21 protein-coding genes and 1 pseudogene are annotated in these 25824 nt (G+C 45.4%); 6 read left to right on the top strand and 16 right to left on the bottom strand.

The features are described 5' to 3' along the window. The first annotated feature begins 37 nt into the window (after positions 1–37). Together F4V72_RS10785 and F4V72_RS24415 are read left to right on the top strand one after the other, a co-directional pair. Entirely contained in the window at positions 38–2335 is a 2298-nt protein-coding gene (locus tag F4V72_RS10785) for a hypothetical protein (RefSeq protein WP_053529543.1), read from the top strand. Positions 2336–2347: 12 nt separating this feature from the next. Next, positions 2348–2989: pseudogene (locus F4V72_RS24415) on the top strand (N-acetylmuramidase family protein). A gap of 243 nt (positions 2990–3232) precedes the next feature. Here the strand turns inward: F4V72_RS24415 and F4V72_RS10770 are convergent. From F4V72_RS10770 to F4V72_RS10760, 3 genes are all read right to left on the bottom strand, one after another. After that, entirely contained in the window at positions 3233–3949 is a 717-nt protein-coding gene (locus tag F4V72_RS10770; protein WP_023247572.1) for a YebC/PmpR family DNA-binding transcriptional regulator, read from the bottom strand. A gap of 503 nt (positions 3950–4452) precedes the next feature. Continuing rightward, complete coding sequence (locus F4V72_RS10765; protein ID WP_136058505.1) at positions 4453–6084, bottom strand: class I SAM-dependent methyltransferase; 1632 nt, start codon at positions 6082–6084, stop codon at positions 4453–4455. A 4-nt stretch (positions 6085–6088) separates the two neighbouring features. Continuing rightward, positions 6089–6346, bottom strand: a complete 258-nt coding sequence (locus F4V72_RS10760; RefSeq protein ID WP_001054380.1) for a YjhX family toxin — start codon at positions 6344–6346, stop codon at positions 6089–6091. A gap of 487 nt (positions 6347–6833) precedes the next feature. On the opposite strand from F4V72_RS10760, the gene F4V72_RS10755 reads away from it, so the two are divergent. After that, a complete protein-coding gene (locus F4V72_RS10755; protein ID WP_053507648.1) occupies positions 6834–7442 on the top strand; it encodes a DUF1062 domain-containing protein in 609 nt (202 codons plus the stop codon). A 369-nt stretch (positions 7443–7811) separates the two neighbouring features. Here F4V72_RS10755 and F4V72_RS24130 read toward each other — a convergent pair whose 3' ends face one another. The 11 genes from F4V72_RS24130 to F4V72_RS10705 form a co-directional block, all read right to left on the bottom strand. After that, positions 7812–7955: a hypothetical protein gene (locus F4V72_RS24130; protein WP_001767846.1), complete on the bottom strand. Its 144-nt coding sequence runs from the start codon at positions 7953–7955 to the stop codon at positions 7812–7814. 35 nt (positions 7956–7990) lie between these two features. Then, entirely contained in the window at positions 7991–10684 is a 2694-nt protein-coding gene (locus F4V72_RS10750; RefSeq protein WP_150342448.1) for an autotransporter domain-containing protein, read from the bottom strand. Between the two features lie 9 nt (positions 10685–10693). Then, positions 10694–13093 carry a polysaccharide lyase 8 family protein gene (locus tag F4V72_RS10745; protein WP_023247567.1) on the bottom strand — a complete coding sequence of 800 codons (2400 nt, stop codon included), beginning with the start codon at positions 13091–13093 and terminating at the stop codon, positions 10694–10696. 18 nt (positions 13094–13111) lie between these two features. Then, a complete protein-coding gene (locus F4V72_RS10740; protein ID WP_012291304.1) occupies positions 13112–14116 on the bottom strand; it encodes a hypothetical protein in 1005 nt (334 codons plus the stop codon). 44 nt (positions 14117–14160) lie between these two features. Then, positions 14161–15618 (bottom strand): DUF2264 domain-containing protein, encoded by a 1458-nt coding sequence (locus tag F4V72_RS10735; RefSeq protein WP_077944388.1) that lies wholly within the window; start codon positions 15616–15618, stop codon positions 14161–14163. Positions 15619–15651: 33 nt separating this feature from the next. Next, entirely contained in the window at positions 15652–16686 is a 1035-nt protein-coding gene (locus tag F4V72_RS10730; RefSeq protein ID WP_050134945.1) for a glycoside hydrolase family 88/105 protein, read from the bottom strand. 79 nt (positions 16687–16765) lie between these two features. Beyond that, entirely contained in the window at positions 16766–17203 is a 438-nt protein-coding gene (gene agaF / locus F4V72_RS10725; RefSeq protein ID WP_012291315.1) for a PTS galactosamine/N-acetylgalactosamine transporter subunit IIA, read from the bottom strand. Between the two features lie 9 nt (positions 17204–17212). Next, positions 17213–18079, bottom strand: a complete 867-nt coding sequence (locus F4V72_RS10720; protein ID WP_023247564.1) for a PTS system mannose/fructose/sorbose family transporter subunit IID — start codon at positions 18077–18079, stop codon at positions 17213–17215. After that, on the bottom strand, positions 18069–18842 hold the full coding sequence (agaW, locus tag F4V72_RS10715; RefSeq protein WP_024149626.1) for a PTS N-acetylgalactosamine transporter subunit IIC: 774 nt from the start codon (positions 18840–18842) through the stop codon (positions 18069–18071). Before agaW ends, F4V72_RS10720 begins: the two co-directional genes overlap by 11 nt. 16 nt (positions 18843–18858) lie before the next feature. Beyond that, complete coding sequence (locus F4V72_RS10710) at positions 18859–19332, bottom strand: PTS system mannose/fructose/N-acetylgalactosamine-transporter subunit IIB (protein ID WP_136058504.1); 474 nt, start codon at positions 19330–19332, stop codon at positions 18859–18861. 112 nt (positions 19333–19444) lie between these two features. After that, the gene (locus F4V72_RS10705; protein WP_023247561.1) at positions 19445–20233 is read right to left on the bottom strand and encodes a DeoR family transcriptional regulator; all 789 of its coding nucleotides are present in this window, start codon (positions 20231–20233) and stop codon (positions 19445–19447) included. A gap of 1028 nt (positions 20234–21261) precedes the next feature. Between F4V72_RS10705 and F4V72_RS10700 the strand changes: the two genes are divergently transcribed. Both F4V72_RS10700 and F4V72_RS10695 read left to right on the top strand, forming a co-directional pair. After that, entirely contained in the window at positions 21262–22173 is a 912-nt protein-coding gene (locus F4V72_RS10700; protein ID WP_136058503.1) for an STM4504/CBY_0614 family protein, read from the top strand. Positions 22174–22377: 204 nt separating this feature from the next. Beyond that, positions 22378–22839 carry a DUF302 domain-containing protein gene (locus tag F4V72_RS10695; protein WP_023247559.1) on the top strand — a complete coding sequence of 154 codons (462 nt, stop codon included), beginning with the start codon at positions 22378–22380 and terminating at the stop codon, positions 22837–22839. 16 nt (positions 22840–22855) lie between these two features. Here F4V72_RS10695 and F4V72_RS10690 read toward each other — a convergent pair whose 3' ends face one another. Next, positions 22856–23521: a dienelactone hydrolase family protein gene (locus F4V72_RS10690; protein ID WP_136058502.1), complete on the bottom strand. Its 666-nt coding sequence runs from the start codon at positions 23519–23521 to the stop codon at positions 22856–22858. Positions 23522–23873: 352 nt separating this feature from the next. Between F4V72_RS10690 and uxuR the strand changes: the two genes are divergently transcribed. Next, a complete protein-coding gene (gene uxuR, locus F4V72_RS10685) occupies positions 23874–24647 on the top strand; it encodes a Uxu operon transcriptional regulator (protein WP_053529534.1) in 774 nt (257 codons plus the stop codon). Here the strand turns inward: uxuR and trpS are convergent, their stop codons facing one another. Further along, positions 24648–25661, bottom strand: a complete 1014-nt coding sequence (gene trpS / locus F4V72_RS10680; protein WP_023247555.1) for a tryptophan--tRNA ligase — start codon at positions 25659–25661, stop codon at positions 24648–24650. Between the last annotated feature and the right edge of the window lie 163 nt (positions 25662–25824).

Here is a 25824-nt window from a genome sequence, read left to right as displayed (position 1 = left end):
TTAACGATTATTTTATTATTCAGGAGTATTAATCATTATGGATGAAACACATAGCGACAACCAACAATCACATATTAATGAATCAAGCCAACAGGTTACCTCTACCACAACAACTATTTCAATGACCGAAGCTGCCCCAAGGCTAAGCGCGGCACTGGATAATGCTGGAGAGGTGCCAAGTTTTGCCGATCAGCTTTATGAAAAAATCACCTCGGTTATCGGCGGAAATAACCCTAATCAATTTTTCTGCATGAGCCTTCCCGGCATGCAAATTGATAAAAATCTCTACAGTTACGATATTGAAAACAACCAGCCGAAACCGCCGTTAGTTGAAGCCAACGAATCAAAGCTGGTTAACCGGCTATTTGATGCCTGTACGATGACCGGCTCTGACAATGGCCGTCACCTGCAAACGCAGTATAAAAGCGCGCTGGATATGTTGACGCCGCAGCTGAATGGCAAGCTGTTTGATGCAAAATCAAAGTTGCGTAAAGTTCTGATGACCCCCTATCCGTATAATTTTGGCGACGGGTTAACCACCGGCTTCACGCTTCAGCAGGTCTTCTACCGCTTGTATAGCGAATACGTTGATGCCAAACAGGCCTGGGCCAAAGTTCAGCTAGAGAAAAAAGCCGAGCTGGATGCCAAATACCCCGGCGAAACGAAGGAAACCAATCGCAGCAAACAAAACGACTATCTCGACTGGTATGAGACCACCGCCGAGTCTCAGTTGCTGAAGGTGCAAGAGAAGCTGGGGAAAGTGCTCAACGTTTTCTCACCGGGCGATATGGAGATTATTACCGGGATCCTCGACAGCGGCGCAGGGCGTGAAATTGCCGAGGCCCGGCAAACGCTGGCTAACGTACAAAAGCTCAACCCCGATGGTGGATACGTCTACCCGGTAACACTGTATCCGGAAAACTGGTTCAACCTACTGGATACGTCGTTCACCCCTATCGATCTGTTAGAAAGCCCTGCGGCGCTGGCGCAGCAGCTCTCCGTGCTGTTGGTGCAGCGCAGCAATTTATCCATGACGATCGACTCGTTCCTGAATATTCTTCCTGACCCGGCGATGCTGAAAGATCTCAAGGATAAGCAGGACGCTGCGAAGAAGGAGCTTACAACGGCTCAAGAGGCAGTCACTAAGGTCTATAGCGCCATCACAAACGATACCCTAAAGCTGGTTGTCGATATTGTTGGGCGCTCCAATGATAAGGACAAAAGCAAAGCGCTTGCGGGTACCACGTCCAGGATCCTCAATGTTGATCCAGAGGTGGCAGGAAAAGTCATTACCGCATTAACAGACAACGCCAGCAAGTGCATGCAGGCACAGGACGAATTAATTCTGGCTGCCCAAAACGCCACCGAAAGCGCAATGAAGTATTTCGAGGCAAAAAACCTGACTCAGTACAAGTCAATGCTCTTACCACTGCAGACACAGCTTAAAAGAACGGAGGACGATATTGCCGCAGTACGGCAACAAATTAGCCTGGCGTCGGTGATGCAGCAGGCCAGCAAGCCAATAGATGGCAGCGATGTCACGCCGAACGCTGTGCCTAACGGTTTCACTCAGGTATTGATTGAGTCAACGATGGCGTCGGTCAGCCAGAAATCTAGTAGCGCCAGCTCGGCCTCTGAGTCCTCGTATCGCTCATCTTTCTTCTTCGGCGGATACAGCAGCAGCCGTTCGCACCGGGAGTCCATAGACAGCCGCGAGTCCGAGACCAGAAATGTCAAAATTCAGATTGGGATGTCAATTGCGAAGGTAAGCATTGGCCGGGAATGGTTTAACCCCGGCGTATTCCTGCTCACCAAAGATATGTACAACACGTCCAGCAAAAAAATCGCCCCGAATCAAAAAGGCAAACCGTTCCAGGAAACGCGTTTTAATGCAATGAACGACTGCGTTTTCCCGTGCTTCCCGGTTGCATTTATCATTGCCCGCGACGTTACCATTAAATTTTCCTCCGACCAGGCAATGTCGAGCAGCTTTGCCCAGAGTGTGGAAGATCACTCTTCGAGCGGCGGCGGCTTCTTTATCTTTGGCGGCAGTTCGTCCTCATCGTCCAGCTCCGCTAGTAGCAACTCGCGCGCAACCTCTTCGGCAAACAGCGTCACCGTACGCTTTACCAGCCCGCAAATTCTTGGCTATTACCTGGAGGCTACGCCGGCGGACGAAAGTATGACCCTCAGCGAAGTGCGCAACGCTAACGGCGACTACATATCAATCCTGGATTTCATTAAAAACTTCCAGTCCATGCTCGACGACTACAACAAAACCTATAACCGGGAGACCTTGCAAATGTACATCCCAAGGAACGAATCCAGTGAGTAACGGAGAAATGACATGGTAATAGGTGAACGGTCTGCCCCTCTAAACCAGAAGTCTGTTCGGGATAAAATTAGCTGGGAGGAGATCGTCACTGCTGCCAGACGGCTACAGATTGAGCCCTGTGCGCTACAGGCAGTTTGTACCGTGGAGTCGTCAGGGCAGGGCTTTCTCCCTTCCGGGAGGCCAAAGATCTTATTTGAGGGGCATATTTTCTGGCGTGAGCTGGCAAAACGCCGCTATCAACCCGAGATTCTTGCTGCCAGCTTTCCCTCCATTATTTATCGGCAATGGACGGCGTAGCACTATCTGGGAGGAGAGAAAGAGCATGCGCGTCTGGAGACGGCAATGAGCCTCCACCGTGAAGCCGCGCTCTGCTCTACGTCATGGGGTGCATTCCAGATCATGGGATTTAATTTTGCCTTATGTGGGTTTCACTCGGTTGAAGATTTTGTCGCGGCGCAAAGTCGCGGCAATCACGAGCAGTTGGAGGCTTTTTGCCAATTCATGGCGACGAATAATCTCAATTTTTATTTGCAAAATAAAGACTGGGCCAGCTTCGCCAAGCGCTACAACGGCCCGGGATATGCACAAAATCGCTATGATTTAAAAATAACAGACGCCTATCAGAGATGCTTGCAAACTCAGTTAACGAGCTGATGGGATATTTAATCTACCTCACATAAAGCCTCATCTTTTGGATTGAGGCTTTATATTTTATATAGGGATTCAAAAGATTAGTTCGTAAATCATTTTGTAAGCGTCTCATTTAGAGTCTGACGCTCAGTCCAACTATAGGGCAGGATCGTCTACCGGGGTGGGGTCAGTCCAAGATATACTTTTTTATAACAACTTTATAAATTAAACAAATCTGCCATAGTGACAGATTTGTTTAATTTATAATTAGAGATTTGCAACGTTATGATATACTTTTTGAACATCATCATCATCTTCAAGGGCATCAATAAGTCCTTCAAAGATTTCTAAATCTTCTGGTGAAAGTTCAACTTCTGATTGAGCAATCATTTCTAATTCTGTTGTTGAGAATTCAGTAATTCCAACTGCTTTTAGAGCTGCAATTCCTTTGTGTAGGTCTGTAGATTCAGTATAAATAACGATGTTTCCTTCTTCTTCGGTTACATCACGAACATCAACTTCAGCATCAATCAAAATTTCAAAAATATGGTCAGGGTCTGTTCCTTCAAATACAATTACTCCAGTATTGTCAAACATATAGCTGACAGCACCTGCCGCTCCGATATTCCCGCCTTTTTTATTGAAAATTGTGCGGATATTAGCAATCGTGCGGTTAACATTAGAAGTCAACGTTTCAGCGATAACCATTGAACCATTTGGTCCAAAGCCTTCATAGCGCCCTTGCACGAACGTTTCATCTCCGCCACCTTTGGCTTTATCAATGGCTTTATCAATAACGTGTTTTGGAACTTGTGCTTGTTTCGCACGTTCAATAACGAATTTTAAAGATGAGTTTGATTCTGGGTCTGGTTCACCTTGTTTAGCAGCAGCATATATTTCTACACCGAATTTTGCATATACTTTAGACGTTGCTCCGTCTTTAGCCGTTTTTTTAGCAACAATATTGGCCCATTTACGTCCCACTGGAAACATCTCCTCAAAAATTCATTTACATTACGGGCAGGTTAATAACCTACATGTTCTCCATCTTATTATATCATAATATATAAATTCTCGTCTATGAGAAATAAAAATATCCGGATTTTACGGGGGATTGCTTTAACTTTAACAATAATTAATATTGTGGATAAACCATTTCCTAATTTTCTTCTGGTTCTTTTTTATTCTTAAAAATTGAATCGCAGCAATAACGCATAAGAAAAGAGAAACGAAAGGGATAATCCAGGCACTGCTAGCGCGATAGGCTATCATGCGCAACATGCGCAACATGCGCAACATGCGCAACGCCTTATTGATGGAGTTTCTGCTCATCAGGTTAGATGCCTCGCTTGCACGTCTTGCGGCATATCGTGGTGGAAGCTTAATGGTGAAATTAAAACGATATATTCCAGCCTTGAGCAGCGTTAATTTGTTGAATACTTTTAAATGGAGGTATACCCCTTGTAGGCTATACCTCCTGCACCACTTTATCGCGCGATTAACGCAAATATGCCCCAGCCAAAGTATTCCCGCGTCCAGGTGACGTGACGTTTGGGCGCTACCGTCAGTTCAGTTCGAACCTCTTGCGCAAACTCATCATCAGGGTTTTCCTCCAGCCAGCGGCGCATGGTCATCCACTTCGCGGCTTCATATCTGTCCCAGCCTTGCTGATCTGCCAGCACCATTTCCACCACGTCATAGTCGAGTTGGTCGAAAAAGGCGACAAGCTCGGGCAGGGGGCGAAAATCGGCGACGGATGAGACGCCACAGGCATGAGCGCTCTCTTCCGTTTCGGGGACCTGACGCCAGTACGGTTCACCGATGAGAATGATCCCGCCAGGCTTGAGGCTTTTGGTCAGCAGATCTATTGTCCCCGCGACACCGCCCGCAATCCAGGTAGCGCCTATGCAGGCCGCCACGTCATATTTTTCCTCATCAATGTAACCAGCCGCGTCGTTATGAATAAAATGTACGTATTCGCTAACGCCGAGTTCTTCTGCACGTTGCTTTGCCTGTGTGGTGAAGAGCGGGCTTATGTCAATGCCAGTACCAGTAACACCGTAATCGCGAGCCCAGGTGCAGAGCATCTCACCCGAGCCGCTACCGAGATCGAGAATCCGCATGCCTGGCTTCATGCGTAACACATGGCCCAGTGTGGCGTACTTTTCCGGTGTAAACGGGTTATGGATACGGTGTTCGCTTTCGCTAATGGTAAAAATACGTGGGATATCCATTGGTTTATTCCTTTTACTGAGGGAGATTCTCTCAGTGGGAGTTGTTTTTTCAGCCAGCAGCGCAAACAGCTTGCCTGCAAAAGTCTCGCCGACTGGCCAGGTGTGACTGTCCGGACGCTGCAACACAGTGAAACCAGCGTCACCAAGCAGGCTGATACATTCATCATCGCGCCAGGCCTTCATTTGGCTACCGAAACGGGTGGTACCGCCGTTTTCCGCTATCGCCCAGAACTGCGTTGAGCTGGTTTGGGCCTCTTCATCCCAGGCATTTTCCGTTAACAGCAGATGAGGCTCGGCAAGGAACAGACCGTGCGGGCAACGCTGCCAGCTTGCTTGCGCCATGCCCTGGCGTTTAACTTCATCGAAGGTATGAACTTCCACGAGCAGTTTGCCGCCCGGTTTCAACCACTGTGCGCAATGACTGATGAGGCTTTGCGCATCAGTAGCGCTAAAGACATTCAGTTCCCCAAACGTCATCATGATGAAATCGAAGGGTTCCGTGGGGTGATATGTACGAATATCCTGCTGAATATAGTCAATATTCAGATCTGCGGCCTGCGCCCGCTGGCGAGCCCATTTGATGGATGCCGGTGAGAAATCTACGCCTGTGCAGTGAAACCCGCGCTCCGCTAACAGGCGGGTATAAAAACCGGGGCCACAGCCGAGATCCAGAATGCAGGCGCCAGCAGGTAACTGACGGGTAATCCATGTTACCTGCTGCTCAATCACGGTTAGCCGGCGGCTGGCCCAGTCGTGGTCCTGCGACAGATGATTTTCCAGCATGCGTTGGCTGAAGGCCGGCTCATCCCAGGGGATTTTGCCTTCATCGGGTAATAGTCGAATGCGATGCGTTGCAAAAATAACGGCGCTGATATCCATCATCATCTCCTTAGCGATTGTCAGGCTGGGCGCGAACGTTGTTCAGCCCGGTCGTATTAATGCGGTAGGGCTGACCGTTAACGGATTTGATCAGCTTTTTGGTTTTGAGTTTTTTGAATACAGCGAGCGTGCAATCGGCGAGCAACAGCCCTTCGCGGCTATAGCACTCAACGGCGGTGACGCGGCCTGACGCATCGCGGATGTGTGTAATGCGTCCGCCTTTGGCGAGAACGTGTAAGGTACGTTGTTCCTGACGGGATAAATTCATACTGAAGAACCTGTTTAATCATCATATGCAAAACGTGCAAACACACTGCGGTGTCCGCATTCGATTTCGGCGCATTGATAATCAGTCCGGCCTGAAAAGGTCGGGAAACTGATTATCGGATGATGACATTCTCCAGCATCAAAGCCTCGGGTTGAGTTGAAAAGTATTTACGTAGTGAATGATAACACTCGATTTCTGTCAGTGAATAACCGGGAGTGAAAAGTGTGATCCGAAGGGAGGATCATGGCGTTTAGCGTGCCAGTTAAATAGATCCCGCCGCTACCATAATGAATATTGATTAAACTCATATACCCGATAATGGCCGCTTTGATAATCTCGACGTATCTTTTTAGCCGTAGACAGGGTTGTTGCGTTGGAAATATTTTTTTAACCCACTGAAAAATATCACTTAAATATTTTTCATACACAAACACTTATGGTCCGCTGAGTTCGGATCCGGTTTTGTATGGGTTAAAAAAGGTACGTTATGAAAGTCATATGGACTGTCACTCCTGTGGGGTATCAGCGCATAGCGAAACGTTGCCCTTCATGCAGCGTAAAACGGGACTTCACGCCTTCTGGGGCATTTCGGGTTAATTCGCAAAAGAAGGTACTCGATGTCTGGAGTATCTATAAATGCACACACTGCGATTACACCTGGAATATCTCCTTGTTCTCGCGCCTGCCAGTCAACAAAATTAACCGCGATCTTTATTGCCTACTGATGGCGAATGATGCTGCCACGGTGCAATATTTTGCTTATGACAGCGCGATCCTGAAGCGAAACAATGCTGAATTATCGGGGCAGCCTGATTTTCACATTCAGGAACGGTGGCTGGTCAGTATCGCCTCCCACAAGCAGGTCAGTGTTAGCGTCAGGATTTCCCGTTCTTTTCAGGTCAGCCTGCAGTCGATTTTGAAGAAGCAACTCATGTTAAGCGCTGCCGAAATCAAGAGACGGATTGAAACTGGGCAAATAAGTGGCGTTACGATGAAAATGCTTAAATCGCGAAAACGGAAGAACGAGAAATATGATTTGCAGCTCTCTGCGGAAACACTGTATGACCGGCGAAGGATTGTTCTGATCCGTCGATAAAAATAATAAGCTCACCTTAAGTTTTAGTGTGCTGGTATGGCAACGAGGCAATGGAATGAAAGAAGAACTCATGGACAGGTGAGCTTTAGTTTCAAATTCACAAAGTGAATAAATATTGTATACGATGCCAGTTCAGGCATGAGGGAGGCATGGGGCAATATTATCGATAAAGATGAGGTAGACGAATTTTCTGGCACGCTTTAAGCATTGCATAGCAGCTTCTATCTTCCGTTTAAGATGAGGCAAGGCATGAGTGTCTGGTTCGCTCGCATGTATGAAGCGAAGGGCGGGTAAAAAGGCCCGCCTTCGCTTGCGGAGCACCTTGATAAGGGTGTTCCGCAAGGTAAGCATTAACATGGATTTTGCGTATTAATCATCAAAGATTGGGCTGTCAGCATCATCAATGTTACATGTATCACAGTTTTGTTGAGATAATTCTGGACGTTTAAAATTTTGAGCTGATTCACATGCATTTAGCATTATTACCATGAGAAACAGCATGATATATTTCATCGCCACTCCTTAAATTATTTAATAATGGCCAATAGTTACCAGTATAAACTGACCCCTGTTGTTCCCTGCCAGGTCTTTTCGGATCGTTCACTAAGACCGTTTTGATAATCAACCTTGATATAATAATTTGTATAATCATTCAGCTTTACGGTCACGCCGCCGCTTATTTTTGCAGCAGAACCATTATAGGATGTAAGTAATGAATCCTGGTATCCCGTACTGCCTACGGTAACATTATTTCTGTCTCTGGCGGTCAGTTGATTATTCAGCTCTGCATCAAGGAAGGGGGACCACTGGACCCCGGATATCGTCATAGTATTCCAGTACAAACGAGCTCCAGCGGAGGCGGTTAACTGATTATCCAGATCGTTATTAACGTTTAAATCATCATAACGATAGTCATCTAATTTAACTTTCTGCCAGGATACAGAAATTCGTGGCACCAGTGTCAGCGCCTCATTTAGTACTCGCGGATAGCCCGCTTCAAAAGCCAGAATCTGCCCACGACCATGAATATCAGGTTTACGTGTACTGTTATTCGATTCTACCTGTCCAGAATACCGGGCTAGTTGTAAAGTGGTGTTTGTGTACCAGCCCTGGGTTGCTGTATAACGCCAGTATAAACCTGTAGCGTAAGTATTGAGCTGGTAGCTTCCAAGCTGGGCATTCGAGGTGTAAATGGTTTTGCCCGATACATTAGCATTACTGTCGAGATAACCCACATAAACACCCAGTTTATGACTGCTGTCTTCATCAGCAGGCCATAAATCAGCCCCAATTTGGATACCTTTTACGTGGCCATTCCATGCCGCATTTGTGGCTCCGTCACCTTGATTTTCCTGTTGTCCGTAAAGGGTACGTACCCAAATCCCTTGGCCATTTTGGGCCATTCCACTGGGTTCCGGAACGAGTCTGTCAGCAAACTGTGGTATTAGCGCCAGTCCAGCCTGACGGGTAATATCTCCCAATGCGCTGCTGACGACAGCATCTGCACGCATCGCGCCACGCTGTAGAAAAGAATCATATTGGTAACTTTGCCCGGCAAACACACCATAATCATACAAACCGGTAGTCAGAATGGCATCCTGAGCACTACTATTTTTGATTACCGCATTGGTATCATTACCACTGATACTACCAATGGTTAGGGAGTGTCCGTTAACATCCAGTATACTGCCTGTTGTAGTGTCATATGTTTTTGAAAAAACGATATGGTCAGTATAATTCAAAGCATTATCCGCGTTTATATTGACACTGGCATTTCCTTCTAGTTTCAATGTTGTATTATATAACGAGTTTTCATGATTCAGATTTATCAGTGAATTCCCTTTAAAACGCTGCTCGCCACCATTAATGGCATCTGCAGTATTAATGTTTAATGTCGAATTACCATCAAATAATAAATTTCCGCCATCCACACCATGCTGTGCTGAAATGTTCATGACAGCATCGTCTTTAAATGTGGTAGATGTGCCACCAGTAACTGCCTGGCTGATATTGGCGTTAAATATAGCATTGTTACTAAATATTTGTTTGCTGTTACCGGAAATCGCCCCTTTACTGTTGCCATTCAGGATGCTGTTTCCACTAAAATTCTGGCTGCCTCCAGACAGGGTATCTTCGCCATTGGCATTTAATATACTATTATCGTTAAAATTTTGTATCCCCCCGGTAATTGTTGATTTACCGTTAGCATTAAATACTGCATTATCCTGTAATTTTATTTGTCCTCCAATAATAGCCTGATCTGCTTCTGTATTCAGGACTGAGTTTTTTGCCAGGATCTGATATCCACCACTTATACCTTGACTGGCATTGGCATTTAATGTTGCATCGTTAAATGTTTGATTGCCACCACTGAGTGCCGTGGCTGCATTCACATTCATTGTCGTACCAGATTGAAATATCTGTTTATTCGTATTATTCGTTTCTCCCGCGATAGCATTAGCAGTATTCGCATTTAATACTGAACTCCCAGTGAACAGTAACGTGCCTCCAGTGACACTACCGTTTCCAGTCACATTGACCTCGCTGGAATCCTGAATGTTTAACTGCCCACCAGACATTCCCCCCGTGGCATTGATATTAACCGTTGACGTTCCTTTAACACTGCCAACTTTACCAGAGGACATCGTATTTTTACTAAAGGCATCGGATGCGTTTAAATTAAGTGTCGCATCTGTGAATGTCAGTCCCGTGCTGTTAAATACGCCATCGGCTGCATTGATGTTTAGTGTTGTTCCAGCATTGAATATCTGACTACCGCCATTAATTGCTTTTTCAGTATTGGCATTGACTACGCCATTACTACCAGCGAGAGCAGTTAACTTGGCATTGTTTATACCAGAACTGGCATTGATATCGATTTCAACTTTCCCTGGTGTACTTCCGCCTCTTAGCGTGTATGTACCGCCATTTAATCCTGACTCGGCGTTGACTTTTACATGCGTATTCTCTCTGAACTCATAGGTGCCTTTGTTATTATTAAAGGCCTGGCTGGCAGAAACAGTAAGGCTTGTATCTCCCATAAATATCACAGGTGACTTATCTATGTATCCTTCAGTATCAGCATTGATTACTTTGCTTGTACAATATCGAGTAGCTCCACCAGGACAATCAGTCGAAATAGCCGCATTCACTGAGCTGGAAATAAAAGATAATGAAAACACCGCCAATAGCAGGGAAGAACCATATCCAGCAGAGCGATGACAGAAAATTATTTTATCCATGGCTGCATCCTATTTATTTTTAGATAATTCAAAAGAATAACTACTGCCGCGTAGATTGGTCATATTCACGCTGACGATGTCCCCGTTAAGAGATACGCGCTTATCAGGGTCACTGGAAATATGGAATGGGATTGCATTATCGGGCAGTTGGAATGACACCCGACTATCACGACGTGGTGAAGATACTGCTATCTGATAACCTTGTGTTGTTGGCGTCATAATCAGGGACATTGGCGTCAATGCATGAATGCCTCCCACAGTTGCAGAACGCCAGAAATTAGCATAAATAACCTGCTGACCTGGTAGCGACACAGCCTGGACTTTTGCATCATTCGCAAGGAGCGTTATGTCAGCATTTACGGAAGGGGATGCGGACCCCGAGGGGAAGACAACCCAGGCATAATGATTATCTGATTCTGCGCTATGAGGCTGGATAATGGTTAAAAATTGTGCCGAAACTTTACCGGATGAGGTGCCGATATCGGCCCAGTTACCCTGACGTTGTTTCACACTAACTTGTGCGCTTGAGCCAGCTAATGGCTTCCAGATAATGTTATTACCTTTATCGTTTAAAACGACAGATTGGGTTGCTTTTCTCTCTTCTCCGGGCTGCAAGACGATGCCATCAACAAGCACTTTTGCCGAGCCACTGATTTTCTGATTAGCAATGGTCGTTACCGCCGGGCTACTACTGGATATCTGGCTCCCAAGCATGATCATTTCATGCGGTGCCATGAACCAGGATTTTTTCGCCTTGAGTGAATAAGTCGGCACTTTTAAATGCATACTCGCGCTTGCCCATTTATTCAGAGTATTGCCACCCGCCCAGGCGATATTTGCCCGACCTAACTGAGTCACACGGTATTGCTCATCACACCAACCCTGCTCGCCAGCAGAGGTGGTGCCTGGTAAAAACCGACTGTCGACCACAGGCCAGTAATCACGATATTGATCGTCATTGGGCAAATACAGCCAGGTCATCCCATCAGATGTTCTCTGCCCTTTTAGATTCTCGTTATTAATACATTCGTAGCTACCAGTACGATTGGAATGCATCGCTACAACAGCCAGATAGTTTGTACCCTGATAAATCAGACGATCCATATCTGCATACAGTTTACCGCCCGCTGTTCGGGGGGCCGGTGGCAAATGGCTATCCTGTTGAATACGCGTAATAACCTGCCAGGAGGTTAAGTTTTCTGGCAAGTGAGTGTGATAATATTCCGTTGTTTTTGAATTTAGCTGGGCTTTTAATACCTGTTCAATGTGGCGCTTTTCTTCTGGTGGCGCACCATTAACAAACAATGCAATGGCATTCATAACTGATGCGCCAACATCCTGATCCTGCCCATTTTTACGTGAAATACTGCGCCCATTGACGGCATCGGGCATTTTTCCCTCATGAAGTAAAGGTAAAAAAGCTTGTCTGATCACGTCATAAATACGGCGATTATCTTCAACTGAGAAATCCCATGGTGTACCTGCGACGCTGTTTTTAATTAATCCCAGACCATTCAGCAAAACCTGGCCATAGGTTCCGCTATAAGGTAAATCTTTATGCTGGATAAACGATCCGTCTTTGTAGAAACCATCTCCGGACTGAACGGTGTTAAGCACTTCAGGTACTGAAGTTACTGCAGCGCTAATTTCTCCAGGATCGTTAGCCAGGAGACCCCGAACAAAAACGACCATTGCGCTGTCAATGCGGTTTCCGCCAGTCGACGTAAAGGCATTTTTTGTGGTGGAGTAGGGGGCTCCGCTTCCTTCAGCTAAATAACGAGGGTCGCGAACAAAATGTCGGGTCGCGAGATTATATTTATCAATCAGCGTGGAAGGGAGATCATCATAAAGTATCACCAGAGTATTGTTAACACTGCGTGAAATGCCTAACTCCCAGTTCCACCAGTTTCCCCATTCTGGGGTCTGATCGTTATAATAGTCCTGGTTCAGATTGATCAGCGCTGATTTAAGTACAGTATACAACTGAGCATTTTTATAAAGATCTGTCCCCGGCGTAGCCCAGGCTTTTGCCAGGGTGAACAGGCGTTGGTATACCGTATAAAGAGTAGTGCCCAGTTTCAGGCGTCCTGATGTGCTTTCACTATCCAGTACGGTATCTGCCCATAACTGGCCTGCGGGGGTATTTTTATCTATTCCTTTCCAGAGTTTATTGGCCGTTTTGTTTAAACTTGCCACATACTCTGCTGATAATTCTGGCGCCGCTGGGCCTGAAGGCACAAAATTCTGCCGCCAGGTATCACGCATACGCTCAATAATATGCTGTTGCTGGGTTGACGTTGTGGTAGTTGATTTTACTACTGGCAGATTTACATTTTCGGTAGCGATCTGTGCATGTACGCTGCCCATACTTAAGCACAATAGCGAAAATGCTAAATTTGTCTTTTTCATTGATGTCACCCTCTATAATCAGAAATTATACTGAACGTTCAGCTTATAAAACCATTTCTGCCGCGACTGCATATCGTTGCCAGACTGATCCTGCATTTTCTCTTCCTGATAATAGGTTTCGGCACCCATAGACCAACGTCCGTTAAAGGAATAATTTGCGCGTAAGCCATAGCGGTTATAAGGTTGTTTTAAAGTAATATTTGAAGCAGGGTTCTTTTCTGATTTCAGTTTAATACTGCGATCAAGAGCAATACGGACATATGGCCCTAACGTTAATTTTCCTGTACGATATTGGTAATCCAGTGTTCCCTGAATTAGCTGATCATCATAGTTATTCGTAACGTCATCAAACTCCGTATGAACCCCCAATGCTACACTATTCGTGCTGTTAATGTTATGGCGGACTCCTGCGTCGAACTCATATCCCCAGTCACTGTATTTTTTAGAACAAAAACCAAAGGCATTGGCATCACTGGCTTTACATTCGCCATTGTTATAAGGGTCGGTAGTTCTGTCGTTCTTACGGCTTCCTTTTGAGTCGGCGATATAAAAGAATCCATTCAGGTAAAAGCGGGAGTCCTGCGTCAGCAGATAATCGAATTGAGGCAGTATTCTGAGTTGTCGCTCATATCGCTCACCATAGTAGTTCGCTTTATCATAAGGAATGATCCGAAAACCAATCCCCGGTCTGAAGATAAAATTACCACTTTTAATATAGTTAGTGGCGTATAGTTCATACAACCCAGATTGAGAGGTGCTTACTTTATTATTATAATCATTCTTATATGGATACTCTTTTAAAAGAATACGGCCGGAGTACGTCCAGTCAGAGTCTTGCGGTCGATAACTGAAGCGAATATACGGGTTGTAAGACGTCAGTCGATGATAGGCAATGTTTTCTTTTTGTGGATAGTATTCGTACTCACTACCGAATTGGATATATCCCCCGGCAAACGCGGGAAACGCACTTATCATCATTAATGCTGTAAAAAACAGAATACAGGGCCGTTGATAGTTTTTCATAAGCTACCTTTATTAATATTAGATTTATTTATGTCGTTATATTCTCAGAGGTATAAATTTAATCGGGAACTAAAAGTCGTAACCCCCTTACGTAATAAGTTGTTTTTAGGACGTGTTGAGCGCCCGGAGACACTTTCAAGAACAATTGGCCACCATCCTTGCTTTATTAATTTGCCATCCTTGAAAGGAGCATCAGGATACTGATCATGAGCAAATGTTACAATGACCTCTTGCGTTTCTTTAATTCCTGTGACGCGAGCTGAAATGGCGTCGATAGTAAAATCAAATGATGCAGTTTCAATTTCCAGAGGTGCTTCATCAGTATCCCACAAGCCACATTCTGTTCCAGAATAAAGCATCAATATTAATGTCCGCAGTGACCATAAACTGCTGCCACTACCGCTGTAGCCATCCATCAACCGACGATCGGCTTGAAACAATCCCTGGGTGATGACGCCATGTTGTTCCGCGCCATGTAGTATGAAGAAATGGGTTAGCGTAGAAATGATCCGCTTTAATTGCCCATCAGCCCGACCCGATTGAATGGCATTCGCCATGAGCGCTACAGGTGCTGCAAGCCGATAACTAATACTTCTCCCAAAAAAAGGAAATCCGCATGGTGTGAAGAAATAGCGAAATGTTTTGGCAAATTCGGCGCAACTTTGTGTAATAAATTGATGATCAAAATCAGGGTTTATACGATCGATCCAAAATAAAAGATAGTGAAATGCCCACGAATTATAGTAATCGAAGTTTCCATTCGCCCCATCACGGAACCAGCCCTCACCGACGTAGAACTCTTTCACCCGTGCATAGCGCTGCTCGCTGTTTTCTCCTTTACCGGAAAGCGCCAGTACGACCTGCTGGGTTAACACAATAAATAAATGCCAGTTGTTATCAACGGTTTTACAGTTATTTACCCCTTGAAGCCAGCAAAGAATACGTTCTTGCTCAGATGCGCTATAGCTTTTCCAGACGGTATTGCGTACCAGCCATAACGCCAGAGCAATATCGCAGCATTCACAAATACGCTGATCATAATCTTTGATTTTTCCCCAATATCCTGGATGTTCAGGGTTGGTTCCACAAATAAAAGCTTGTTTTAGAGCCTGACGGACACATTTTCCATAGCTGTCTAACTTACCTTGATTTGTCATTTGATAATGGAGCCAGGCGGCCATCAGCGGTAAGGTTCGGGCCGTTGCTTCAATCGCATCGGACTCGGAACCTTGCTCACTGGGCCAGCCGGGTAAATATGCCCGGCAAAACTGAAAACGGGAGTAATAGAAAAATGAATCAATAAAATACACGGCCATCTGTTCGCATTTTTCCTTAAACGAAAGGTGGTTTTTCGCAAACAACTCAGCCATTTCACTGTTATGTGAAATAAAGGGTTTACGTAATAACACATCACGCTTTAATTTTTGCAGGAACAAAAGGGTATAATCCTTCCATCCGGGATGCTCATGGGGTAACCAGGGGCGTTGTGTCGGTGATATCATTTCTCTCATCACTCCTCATATTCCCGGACAGGTTTAAATCAGATTCAACATTTCAGTCCCGGCAAGCAAAAAGACACCTGCGCCATAATCAATGTTATGGCTGGCGTCCACTCTTCGGGGGTTATAAGCCGGAAGTTGTACCCATCCTAACTTCCCCTGTTCGTCGACACATTCTGTCAGTCCCTGCCAGGCCCGTAGCACGACAGGACGGTATTTATCATCCAGCACGCCATGATTAATTCCCCATGCCAGCGCATAGCAGAACAACGCACTGGCGCTGCTTTCAGGCTCAGGAAAATGTTCAGGATCAAGTAAGCTAGTACGCCATAAGCCATCCGCAGACTGGTACTTCACGACCTGTTCAGCTAGCAGTAGATACTGCGCCAGATAGCGTTCACGGGAAGGGAAGTTCTGGGGTAACCAGGCCAGGAGCCGTGGTATTGCCGCCAGGACCCAGCCGATGCCCCTCGCCCAGAATACTTTCTGCCCGTTCTGTTCACGGACGTCTTCGCCCTCTGGTAAAGGCATATATCGCTTGTCACGATAGTAAAGTCCCGTTTCTGGGTCGTGAAGAAAATCCACGGCATCCCACCAGAAGCGATCCATCTGCTCCCAATAAGCGGGTTGCTGAGAATGAGCGCCGAATGCAGCTAATGTTGGTGCCGCCATAAATAAAGCATCGGCCCACCACCAGATCTCTCTACCTTTTTTCTCGCTTGTCAGCATTGGCTCAAGCGCTTTTTGCGCGTACTGAATGGCGTCATCACAACCTAATGTTTGATAGACCTCCAGATAGCTTTGAAGACAGACCTGATCGTCAGCAAAATTCACCAGCGGTCCAGCCCGAAAACCCGTATTAAGGGTATATTCCGCAAGCCCATTTAAGTACACGTCATCCTGCGTTTCTCGCCATGCTGCGGCAACGCAACTCCAGAAAACACCGCGTTCCCAGTCGGTTGATTTTAAATAGCGGCGTTGTCCCTGGCTCCTGATTACCCAGCGAACCTGGTGTTCTTTTTGCCAGAGATAGACCTTACGCATTAATTGCGTAATTGATTGATGCTGCATAAAATAACCCGTTTGTAGATGCCAGATTTTGTCTGGCAGAATATTAATAATTAAAATCTTTCCAGAGATTGAAATTCAGTCAGAGACCATCATTCATATCATTTGGCTTATCTTCGGTCACAAAATTGTTGATATCAATCAGTCCAATGGAATGATGCCCTAGTTCTACAATGAGTGATGCAAGTTCATCAAGATTTGTAGCATCACGCTCAAGACAGGCATTGGCAATCATGGGTAAATTACTGCCAGTAATCACTCGCATATCAGAGTAATCAGACATGACGGCTGTCGCTCGGTTACAAGGGGAACCTCCAGCAACGTCTGTGAATACCAGAACGCCTTCTCCTGTCTGGCATTTTTCAACTGCCTGTCGGATATGTATTTCTAATTGTTCTGTACTCATGCCCGGAATAAAATCGATATATTCGACACAGGATTGCTCCCCGGCAATAGCTTCAACGGCAGAACGTAACCCTGAGGCAAAATTTATATGGCCTACAACAATTATCCCAATCATTTTTCTACCTTAGAAAATACCAATAACGTGTCCCACGACACCAAGAGCTAGCGTGCCAAATATCAGCGCACTGGGCGATTTACCTTTTTGTACCAGCCAGAACATGATCCAGACCAGCGCCAGCGGTAGCGCATTTGGCAATATCCTGTCCAGAAGGTCGGTTTGAACATTCACATGAGCAGCACCCGCCGTGACCACTAATGGTGTCGATACTTTAACAAAGGCGGCAGTCATAGAACCCAACACCCCCAGGCCAATGATATTGGCCGCGCGTCCCAGTTTATCTGCCTGCTCGGATAATTTTCCGAGAGCCGCAACACCAGATTTATAGCCAAAAAAGAGCAGCCAGAAATAAACAAAAAAGTGGTAAATCTGGTACAAAATAAAAAATACGAATGGCCCGGCAATGCTACCTTGCAGAGAGATCGCAGCGCCAATACCTAACGTCAAAGGCATCATGGTCATATGGTCAATGGCGTCGCCGATCCCTCCTGTCGGCCCCATTGTCGCTGCTTTGATTGCGTTAATTGTTTCTGGTTTTTCTTTATTCTCTTCCATCGCAATTGCCAGCCCAAGTGGAAATGTAAAAAGCTTGGGGTGCGCATTATAAAATGAAAGGTTATTCTTGAGCGCCAGTGAGAAATCATGTGGATTACGATGAATCTTTTTCAGCGCCGGGATAATGCTAAAACAAAAACCACCGGCCTGCATACGTTCATAATTGAAATTTCCTTCCATAAAAAGACCCCGGAAACCAACTTTCCACAGGTCTCTTTTTGTTATAGCCGAACTAATTTCTTTATCCTGATACTCGGTATCAGGTGATACAGTCAGCTCTTCAGTGGTATCTGTGTCTACGGTTGCTTTAGAGATCATCATGAATATCCTCTAATACTCCTTCCTGATTTTTTCCGGTAGCGCTTCCTGACTGGAAATAATCAAGGATGGCCACGCAAAGAAACGCTATCGCGACAGCAATAATAGGTAATTTAAAATACGTTGTTAAAATGAAACCGATGAAAAAATGTGGCAGTAATTTGACATTAAACATCGTACGTAACAACATGGCAAAGCCCACGGCTGGCATCATTTTCCCTGCGATAGCCATTCCGGCAATAACTTTTTCCGGTAAATAGCTGATAATAAAATCGGCTGCCTGGGTTCCGTAGTAAACTGCCGCAAAAGCAACAACGCCATATAACACGGCTCTGGTAGCCAACCCAAAGTAAAGCATGCGATCAATACCAGAGGCATTTCCCTGCTCAGCATAGCGATCACATTTCTGCATCACCGGTGAAAATGATGTAAATAAGAAAATTACAAGCGCTTGCATTGCCATAGCAAACGGAATCGCCATACCAATCGACGCTTCAGGTGTGATACCCAGTTTAATAGCAAAAGCTGTTCCGACAATAGCTCCGATGGTAACATCTGGTGGTTGTGAACCGGCGTTTGGCACCAGCCCTAACCAGGCTAATTCCATTGCAGCTCCCGCAATTAATCCTGTCTGGACATCGCCTAAAATAAAACCAATCACAGGTCCTGTAATTAAAGGTCGATGAAAGTTTAAGGCAACATCATACTTATCTATTCCGCACAGGGCAGCCCATAAGGCGACCAAAAAAGCCTCATACATAATGACTCCTAAAAATTAATCAGATACAGTCGAAAATGTTTTTCCGTGAGCTTTCTGGCATATGCTGTATTATCGATTCAACGCCTTTTAGCTGAATGCGTTTGAAGGCCTGAATATCAGCCGGGCTAACGGAAACATTTTTGTCAATTTGTCTCCGATCGGCATTATGATGCATATTACCGACGTTGACCTCATTAAACTTGACTCCTCCCTCAATAAGTTTGGCGACATCTTCTGGTGTTTTACACAGAATGAGTATACGTCTGCGTTCATCAGCTTTATTGATACTACCAATCAAATGCTCGATTGTTCTGAAAAGTACTACATACTCACCGCCGGCAGCGCCTTTAAAAGGTGCCTGTAATACAGGGTTGGCTGCTATTTCATCATTGGCGACAATAATGGTATTTGCACCAGAATACTTTCCCCATGTGATTCGAATTTGTCCATGTAAAAGACGTTCATCAATTCTAACCAGAACAATATTAGCCATTACTTAAATTTTCTCCAAAAGATAACGTACCATCAATGATGGTCTTAAATGATAAAGCTATAGCTACAGTATGAAATAATTCATATTACTCCATACTGTATTTACCTGAAAATCAGAGACTCTTTATTTTTGAGGCGTAAATAAAGTGTTCAGCGAAGTCTGCATCGCCAATCCAGAAATTGGCGATTTGTGACAGATTCTCATTTCGTACAATAAGTATAAGTTTTTTCGCAATAGTACGTAATGTTCTTAAGAACCTTACATCATTTTCATGGGCCGCAAAAAAACCTTCTTCGGGAACAAAATTATCAACCTCGATAATTGCATTTTCTACCCGGTATTCTTTTAAATTTTCTTCTGTTTTGCCACCCTCAAACATCATTTCTTCACTGTTAACAATGCCTCCAGGCATAATCACCGTCATTTTAGACGTAGGGAATAACCGAGAGGTTACTAACTGGATATCATTTGTCAGTATTAACCCAGAATCCCATTTTTGAATTTGTGCCCAATGTCGGGTTAACGCTCCGGCACCAATGAACAATGATTGTTCCAGGCTGCCTATTATTTCCGTCAGCTTCTGCTCCCATCCGTCGCCATTTGAATAAGATAGGGCTTTATTACTCTCTTCTGCCGATACGGCAACATCCTGTTCATGCCCTACCGTTACAGATTCTTTACGATTTCGGGATTCCGCTGAAAAGTTGGCAATGACTCCTTTGTTTAAAATGACATAACCGTTAGAGCGGACAATGTGCCCCATTGACTCCAGGAAACGTAAGTCAGTACGGATAGTCGCTCCGGATACTCCAAAATATTCGGTAAGATCCCCAACACTGACCTTACCTCTCACTCCAACCAGATTCGCGATTTCCATGCGACGTTCAATCGCGCTTTTCATAAGCTCTCCATTGAACGCTGTTAAAACCTTTCATCATTTTTCATTCTCTTTCATTGTCTACAATATGAACCTAAACCAGTGTTTTAAAAACCACCATCGTTACTAATTGTGGAACATGTCACAAAAAATGTTAACTTTAGTCATGATTTACAACTTAAATATTAAAAATCAGTAAGTTATGAAAAGATAATGACTAAGAGGCTATTCTCGGCATCCTATCCTCGAGCAAACTGGGGACAAATCTCCTGTTATCCTGCTTACTGTTCTCATTGTTTTGACTTCAGACGGTTCCGTTTGGCTACTTTTCTAAGGGATGGCTATCATCGTCTGGTGTAGCAACATATTCCCTAACATTTTGTAAAACGATATTATTCTTGGTATATCAGGCAATTAAATCAGAAGGGGGGGAGAAGAGATCTATAGCTATTCCGGACATCCGCTGTCCGCGTTGGGAATGGGTAAAGGGTGAGTTTAGGTTAATGTAAAGTTGAATAACTATTTGTATGATAAAGACTTATCACACCTGGGCAACCGGGCGACGCCTCGTTGTTTTGTTGTCATTGAGCTGAAACGCGATGAGACTGTAGCGCATAAAAGAATAGTGGCGCTGGTTGAGCAGATCTCTGGAAAAAGGAAAAACAAATCTCATAGACAGGAAGATACGTTGATTGTACTGTCGTCAGGTGAGCGTATTGCTATATCCACTCAATCGGTTTAGGGAATGTTGAACTGCTTATTGATTTTTTCTGTTGAGATAATTTTGTGGTTGAGAAGGGAGGGCAGATAGAATAATGGGATCTCACGTCTCACCCTATATGAAGACTCCAGCCTCATCACCCGTAACGTCATAATTACGTAAGCCCCTTTACTTTGATTATCATTTATATTGAATATAAATAATCACTCAATATAATTAAAAAATCAGAAAAAATGCCCCACTGTTGAGCTGATATTAACGCCTGTCTTGCTGAAACAGAGTAATGTGACGCTATCCAGAGATATGTTCTGTTGCGGTTACAGGGGGAGGTATGCACACCTTTAAACCATACTCACTAAGACATAGCGACCTGTTATATGAAGATATTCCGTTAGAAATACTCGAGCAGATAATTGTATTGATTATCAATACGTTAGGGAGTTGCTCCTCTTTTTATGATATGACATTATACTGTTATCATAATAGTCATTCTGACGAAGTTTATCGAAGGATATGTAAGACGCTACGCAAAGAGTATGGCTTATTCACCCTATATGCGCATTCAACGTCATATCTGGATGAAATTAGTAATTTGTTATTAAAAACAGACGATAAAAGAAAACATATTGATGCAATTGAGCTTGCTTTTAAATATATAGACACTTACCTTCGGACCTATGAAGTCACGCTTGGGTTAGAACCAGATAAAGCGATTAGTGAATTAAATAATATATTTCATGATCATGATTTAAAATATCGATATGAAAATGGTAGAATCGTAAGGTTGCGCAGAATAAAACGTCTTAAAAATATACGTTATTATTTGTATTCCCCAGGAGAGTATGGTTTTGTCGAATACGATCTTATGGAAGCGTATAATCGTCTGATGCTTAATGATTTTGCCCGTGTCGTAAGTGAATGCCACGCTGTCTTCAGAAGAGTTCTTATCAGAATTCATGAGAGAAAGGGTATCGTATATCATGAGCAAGATAGTTTAAATACGCTAATGGCAAATCTGATGACGAGAGGCGTTATATCTGCTGAATATGAGCGTAAATTTCATTTTTTAAGTAATGTGCTGGAGTCAGAAATATTTCCGCCAATTGCACAAGAAAAGTCGCATCATCACTACGTAATGATGCTTCGTATCTCTGAAGAGTTGGCTTGTAGTATCTATTATCTTACTGAGCGGAGTATATTTTTTCTTACCCAGCGGGCTGAAGAAGATGATGTGGTGACATAATAATTACCATACTGTCGCTAAGTCAGGATGTATCATCTTTATTTAAACTTGTTCAGATGTCTGAATTTTTTGTCCTGCCGTCTGCTTTTTTAGTGATGAGCTGTTCAATGCAATAATAAGCGGTACAGTACGATGACTGATTTTTAACCTGTATATCGTCTGTGTCGCATTTACTCATGGGTATTGGGTCAGGGAGAGAGAGGAATGAGGACTATTTTAAAGCCTTTTTTACTGGCGGTAACCTTGATGTTAACCTTAATAAGGCCTGGCTTTGCAACGGAGGATGGAGTGATAACTATAGTTAAAACCTACAGCGCTTATGACTATCCGCAGACCCGGTCGCGGTTAATGCAAGCTGTCGCTGATCACGGTCTGGTATTATTTGGAGAATTTGACCATGCCAGAGCGGCACAGGATGTTAACCTGAAAATGCCGCCGACAACGGTTCTGGTCTTTGGCAATCCTAAAGGCGGAACGCCTCTCATGCTGACGCACCCCGAACTGGCGCTGGATTTACCGTTTCGGGTTCTCATTAGCCAGCAAGCCGATGGGCGAACGTTGGTCAGTTATCATCCGGCTGAAACGCTGCAACGTTATGGTCTTGATACCGCAGCCATACAGGCTTTGAAAAAACTGGAACAGCTCGTTGAAAAAAGTATCCACTAAAGCTGAAAATCTGGCCTCAATCGGACAATGTGTTTGCATGGGTGATGTCGCGAATAAATACGGTCACATCGTCCATTACCTGATGAGATAATGCGGCATCGAAGGTGGCGCTATCAGCATTACAGAATCCGCGCCGCGCATCGTACATTTTACACTGCACCCGAGGGCACTTTTCCAGCGTCTGTCGCATGGCGAGGGGATCAAATGCCGGCTCATAACGCGCGATAATAACCAGCGCCGGACAGAGAGGCGTAAGATGGGGGTATTGGCGTATACGGGAACCGTAATAGCAAATGACGCCATCGCATAACCCACTGGCCGCACTTAGCCATGCGAGCGTTGCGCCGACGCTATATCCAATGACGATCAGCGTCTCGTACTGCGCTCTGAGATCGTTGAGTAACGTGGTCACGATGGCGGGATCAAAACCGACATTTTCTGAAAAGTGACGGTAAGCCTCTTGTTGCTGTTCATAGCGAAAGGGGGTGTTGTGAGGAAACAACGTGGGAGTATAGACGTCGAATCCACGCGTCATCCATTCATGGCCTGCGCGTTGGATATGATCGTTAATACCATAAATTTCATGCAGAATAATCGCTGCCCGGCGATGGCCGCTCGACAGGCTGGAGGTGTTGCTGCCTCCGGATATGCCAGGGGCGAAAAACACAGTGTTTTTTATCATAACGCGTTCTTGATACAAAGGGGGCGGGCTGGATTTTCGCCGATCACGTTATTTCAGGGGCTTTGTTCCTGTCAATGTACAAGCACATTTTATGGAATGATTTTTGGTTGATAAATTCATTATTGGTAAACCAATAATAGCATTCATCTCCAGGTGTCAGGGTTAAAGGTGGATCATCAGTGGTGTATTATCTATTATTTTTCCCTTCATCTGGCTTCGCTGCCGAAAATGGGGCACATTATTGTGCTGCTGGTTGACCAGTTTCGCGTTTTTGGTGTGCTAAGCGTGCTATCCCTCTTTACAAATGCTATAGTCTGACACCGGGAAATCGCATCGGACGGGCACAACCAATATGAAATTAAACACTTCTCAGCAAAGACCCTACCAGGAAGTGGGCGCAATGATACGCGATCTGATTGTTCAGACGCCGTACCGCCCCGGGGAGCGCTTGCCGCCGGAGCGAGAGATCGCTGAGAGGCTCAACGTGACACGCACCGTCGTGCGTGAAGCGTTGATCATGCTGGAAATTAAAGGTCTGGTTGAAGTTCGGCGCGGCGCCGGAATTTACGTGCTCGACAGCGCGGATGATGACGAGATTGAAGGCGCTGACGTCAACCACTGTAATGACGCCGGACCGTTTGAACTGTTGCAGGCGCGTCAGTTGCTGGAAAGCAACATCGCTGAATTTGCCGCTCTGCAGGCCACCCGTGAAGACATCATTAAAATGCGCCAGGCATTACAACTGGAAGAGCGAGAGCTAGCCTCCAGCGCGCCGGGCGGCTCAGAAAGCGGCGATATGCAGTTTCATCTGGCTATTGCTGAAGCGACCCATAACAGCATGTTGGTAGAGCTCTTCCGCCAGTCCTGGCAATGGCGTGAAAATAACCCGATGTGGCTCCAGCTTCATAGCCATCTGGGCGATACGCTTTACCGTAAAGAGTGGCTGGTAGATCATAAGCAGATCCTCGCGGCGTTAATTAAGAAAGATGCCCGCGCAGCGAAGCTGGCGATGTGGCAGCACCTGGAGAACGTGAAGCAGCGTCTGCTGGAGTTTTCCAATGTCGATGACATTTACTTTGACGGCTACCTGTTTGAGTCATGGCCGTTGGACAAAGTCGACGCCTGATCATACCTGGAATAGTGTGGGCAGACCCAGTCCACGCTTCACTTCCTGTAGCGTCTTTTGAGTGACTTCATGTGCCCGCTCGCTGCCTTTTTTCAGCAATTCTAACAGCATTCCCTTATCCGCAATAAAGGTTGCCCGCCGTTCTCGTATTGGCGCGATCAGCTCTTGCAGACAGCTCTCCAGCTCATTTTTACAGACACGATCGCCTAATCCGCCTTGTTGATAATGTGCTTTCATCGCCGCGACTTTGGCTTTATCAGGATAGAACGCATCCAGCCACGTAAAGACGACGTTACCTTCTATTTTTCCCGGATCGCTAATTTTTAAATGCCCGGGATCGGTATACATCGCGCTGACTGCACGGTGAATGGTCTCTTCGCTGGCGGAAAGGAGCAGGGTATTGCCGAGCGATTTCGACATCTTGGCGCTGCCGTCAATGCCGGGCAACCGGCCGGTATCGCTCAGTAGCGCCTGACAGTGCCGCAATACCGGCGAGGAGAAAAGATTATTCATCTTATGGACGATCTCATTCGTTTGCTCAATCATTGGCAACTGATCGTCGCCAACCGGTACCCGCTCGGCCTTAAAAGCGGTGATATCTGCCGCCTGGCTAATGGGATACACCATAAACCCGACCGGCAGAGAACGGGCAAAGCCTTTCTGGGCAATCTCATTTTTTACCGTGGGATTACGCTCTACTCGGGCGACGGTAACAATATTCATATACAGCACCGTTAATTCGGCGAGGGCGGGTAAAGCGGATTGCAGGCAGATCGTCGTCAGCGCGGGATCGATACCGACGGCCAGATAGTCGGCTAATACTTCCGGGATATTATCGCGGATTTTTTGTGGATTACTGCCGTTATCGGTGAGTCCCTGGAGGTCGGCAATCAGGACATACTGTTGGTGATCCTGCTGCAGCGCGACGCGCTGGCGTAGTGAACCGACATAATGGCCGAGGTGCAGCGCGCCGGTGGGGCGATCGCCTGTCAGAATCGTGGGAAGGGTGTTCATTAAGGACTCCTTTATGCTTACTGTAAAGCCGAAAGACGTCCCGAAACACAGTAGCCGCCTTTCGGCGGCTACTTAAAGAGGAATACTGATCCGTGCCGCCTTCAGGAAGGCAGCCACCAACGGAGATGATGTTGCGTAGCGTTGGATCGTTTCATGTTCATGT

The sequence above is a fragment of the Salmonella enterica subsp. diarizonae genome (genome assembly GCF_008692785.1).
Taxonomy (GTDB): Bacteria; Pseudomonadota; Gammaproteobacteria; order Enterobacterales; family Enterobacteriaceae; genus Salmonella; species Salmonella diarizonae.
The sequence above is the reverse complement of the archived record's forward strand: the minus strand, read 5'-3'. Positions and strand labels throughout refer to the sequence as shown.

Excerpts from the sequence above, each read along its gene's own strand:
- trpS (WP_023247555.1), bottom strand. The coding sequence starts at position 25,661 with ATGAACACCCTTCCCACGATTCTGACAGGCGATCGCCCCACCGGCGCG.
- F4V72_RS10745 (WP_023247567.1), bottom strand. The coding sequence starts at position 13,093 with ATGAAAAAGACAAATTTAGCATTTTCGCTATTGTGCTTAAGTATGGGC.
- F4V72_RS10730 (WP_050134945.1), bottom strand. The coding sequence starts at position 16,686 with ATGCAGCATCAATCAATTACGCAATTAATGCGTAAGGTCTATCTCTGG.
- F4V72_RS24130 (WP_001767846.1), bottom strand. The coding sequence starts at position 7,955 with ATGAAATATATCATGCTGTTTCTCATGGTAATAATGCTAAATGCATGT.
- F4V72_RS10735 (WP_077944388.1), bottom strand. The coding sequence starts at position 15,618 with ATGATATCACCGACACAACGCCCCTGGTTACCCCATGAGCATCCCGGA.
- F4V72_RS10785 (WP_053529543.1), top strand. The coding sequence starts at position 38 with ATGGATGAAACACATAGCGACAACCAACAATCACATATTAATGAATCA.
- F4V72_RS10720 (WP_023247564.1), bottom strand. The coding sequence starts at position 18,079 with ATGATCTCTAAAGCAACCGTAGACACAGATACCACTGAAGAGCTGACT.
- F4V72_RS10690 (WP_136058502.1), bottom strand. The coding sequence starts at position 23,521 with ATGATAAAAAACACTGTGTTTTTCGCCCCTGGCATATCCGGAGGCAGC.
- F4V72_RS10755 (WP_053507648.1), top strand. The coding sequence starts at position 6,834 with ATGAAAGTCATATGGACTGTCACTCCTGTGGGGTATCAGCGCATAGCG.
- F4V72_RS10695 (WP_023247559.1), top strand. The coding sequence starts at position 22,378 with ATGAGGACTATTTTAAAGCCTTTTTTACTGGCGGTAACCTTGATGTTA.
- agaF (WP_012291315.1), bottom strand. The coding sequence starts at position 17,203 with ATGATTGGGATAATTGTTGTAGGCCATATAAATTTTGCCTCAGGGTTA.
- F4V72_RS10705 (WP_023247561.1), bottom strand. The coding sequence starts at position 20,233 with ATGAAAAGCGCGATTGAACGTCGCATGGAAATCGCGAATCTGGTTGGA.
- F4V72_RS10740 (WP_012291304.1), bottom strand. The coding sequence starts at position 14,116 with ATGAAAAACTATCAACGGCCCTGTATTCTGTTTTTTACAGCATTAATG.
- F4V72_RS10700 (WP_136058503.1), top strand. The coding sequence starts at position 21,262 with ATGCACACCTTTAAACCATACTCACTAAGACATAGCGACCTGTTATAT.
- F4V72_RS10760 (WP_001054380.1), bottom strand. The coding sequence starts at position 6,346 with ATGAATTTATCCCGTCAGGAACAACGTACCTTACACGTTCTCGCCAAA.
- F4V72_RS10710 (WP_136058504.1), bottom strand. The coding sequence starts at position 19,332 with ATGGCTAATATTGTTCTGGTTAGAATTGATGAACGTCTTTTACATGGA.
- F4V72_RS10750 (WP_150342448.1), bottom strand. The coding sequence starts at position 10,684 with ATGGATAAAATAATTTTCTGTCATCGCTCTGCTGGATATGGTTCTTCC.
- uxuR (WP_053529534.1), top strand. The coding sequence starts at position 23,874 with ATGAAATTAAACACTTCTCAGCAAAGACCCTACCAGGAAGTGGGCGCA.
- F4V72_RS10765 (WP_136058505.1), bottom strand. The coding sequence starts at position 6,084 with ATGATGATGGATATCAGCGCCGTTATTTTTGCAACGCATCGCATTCGA.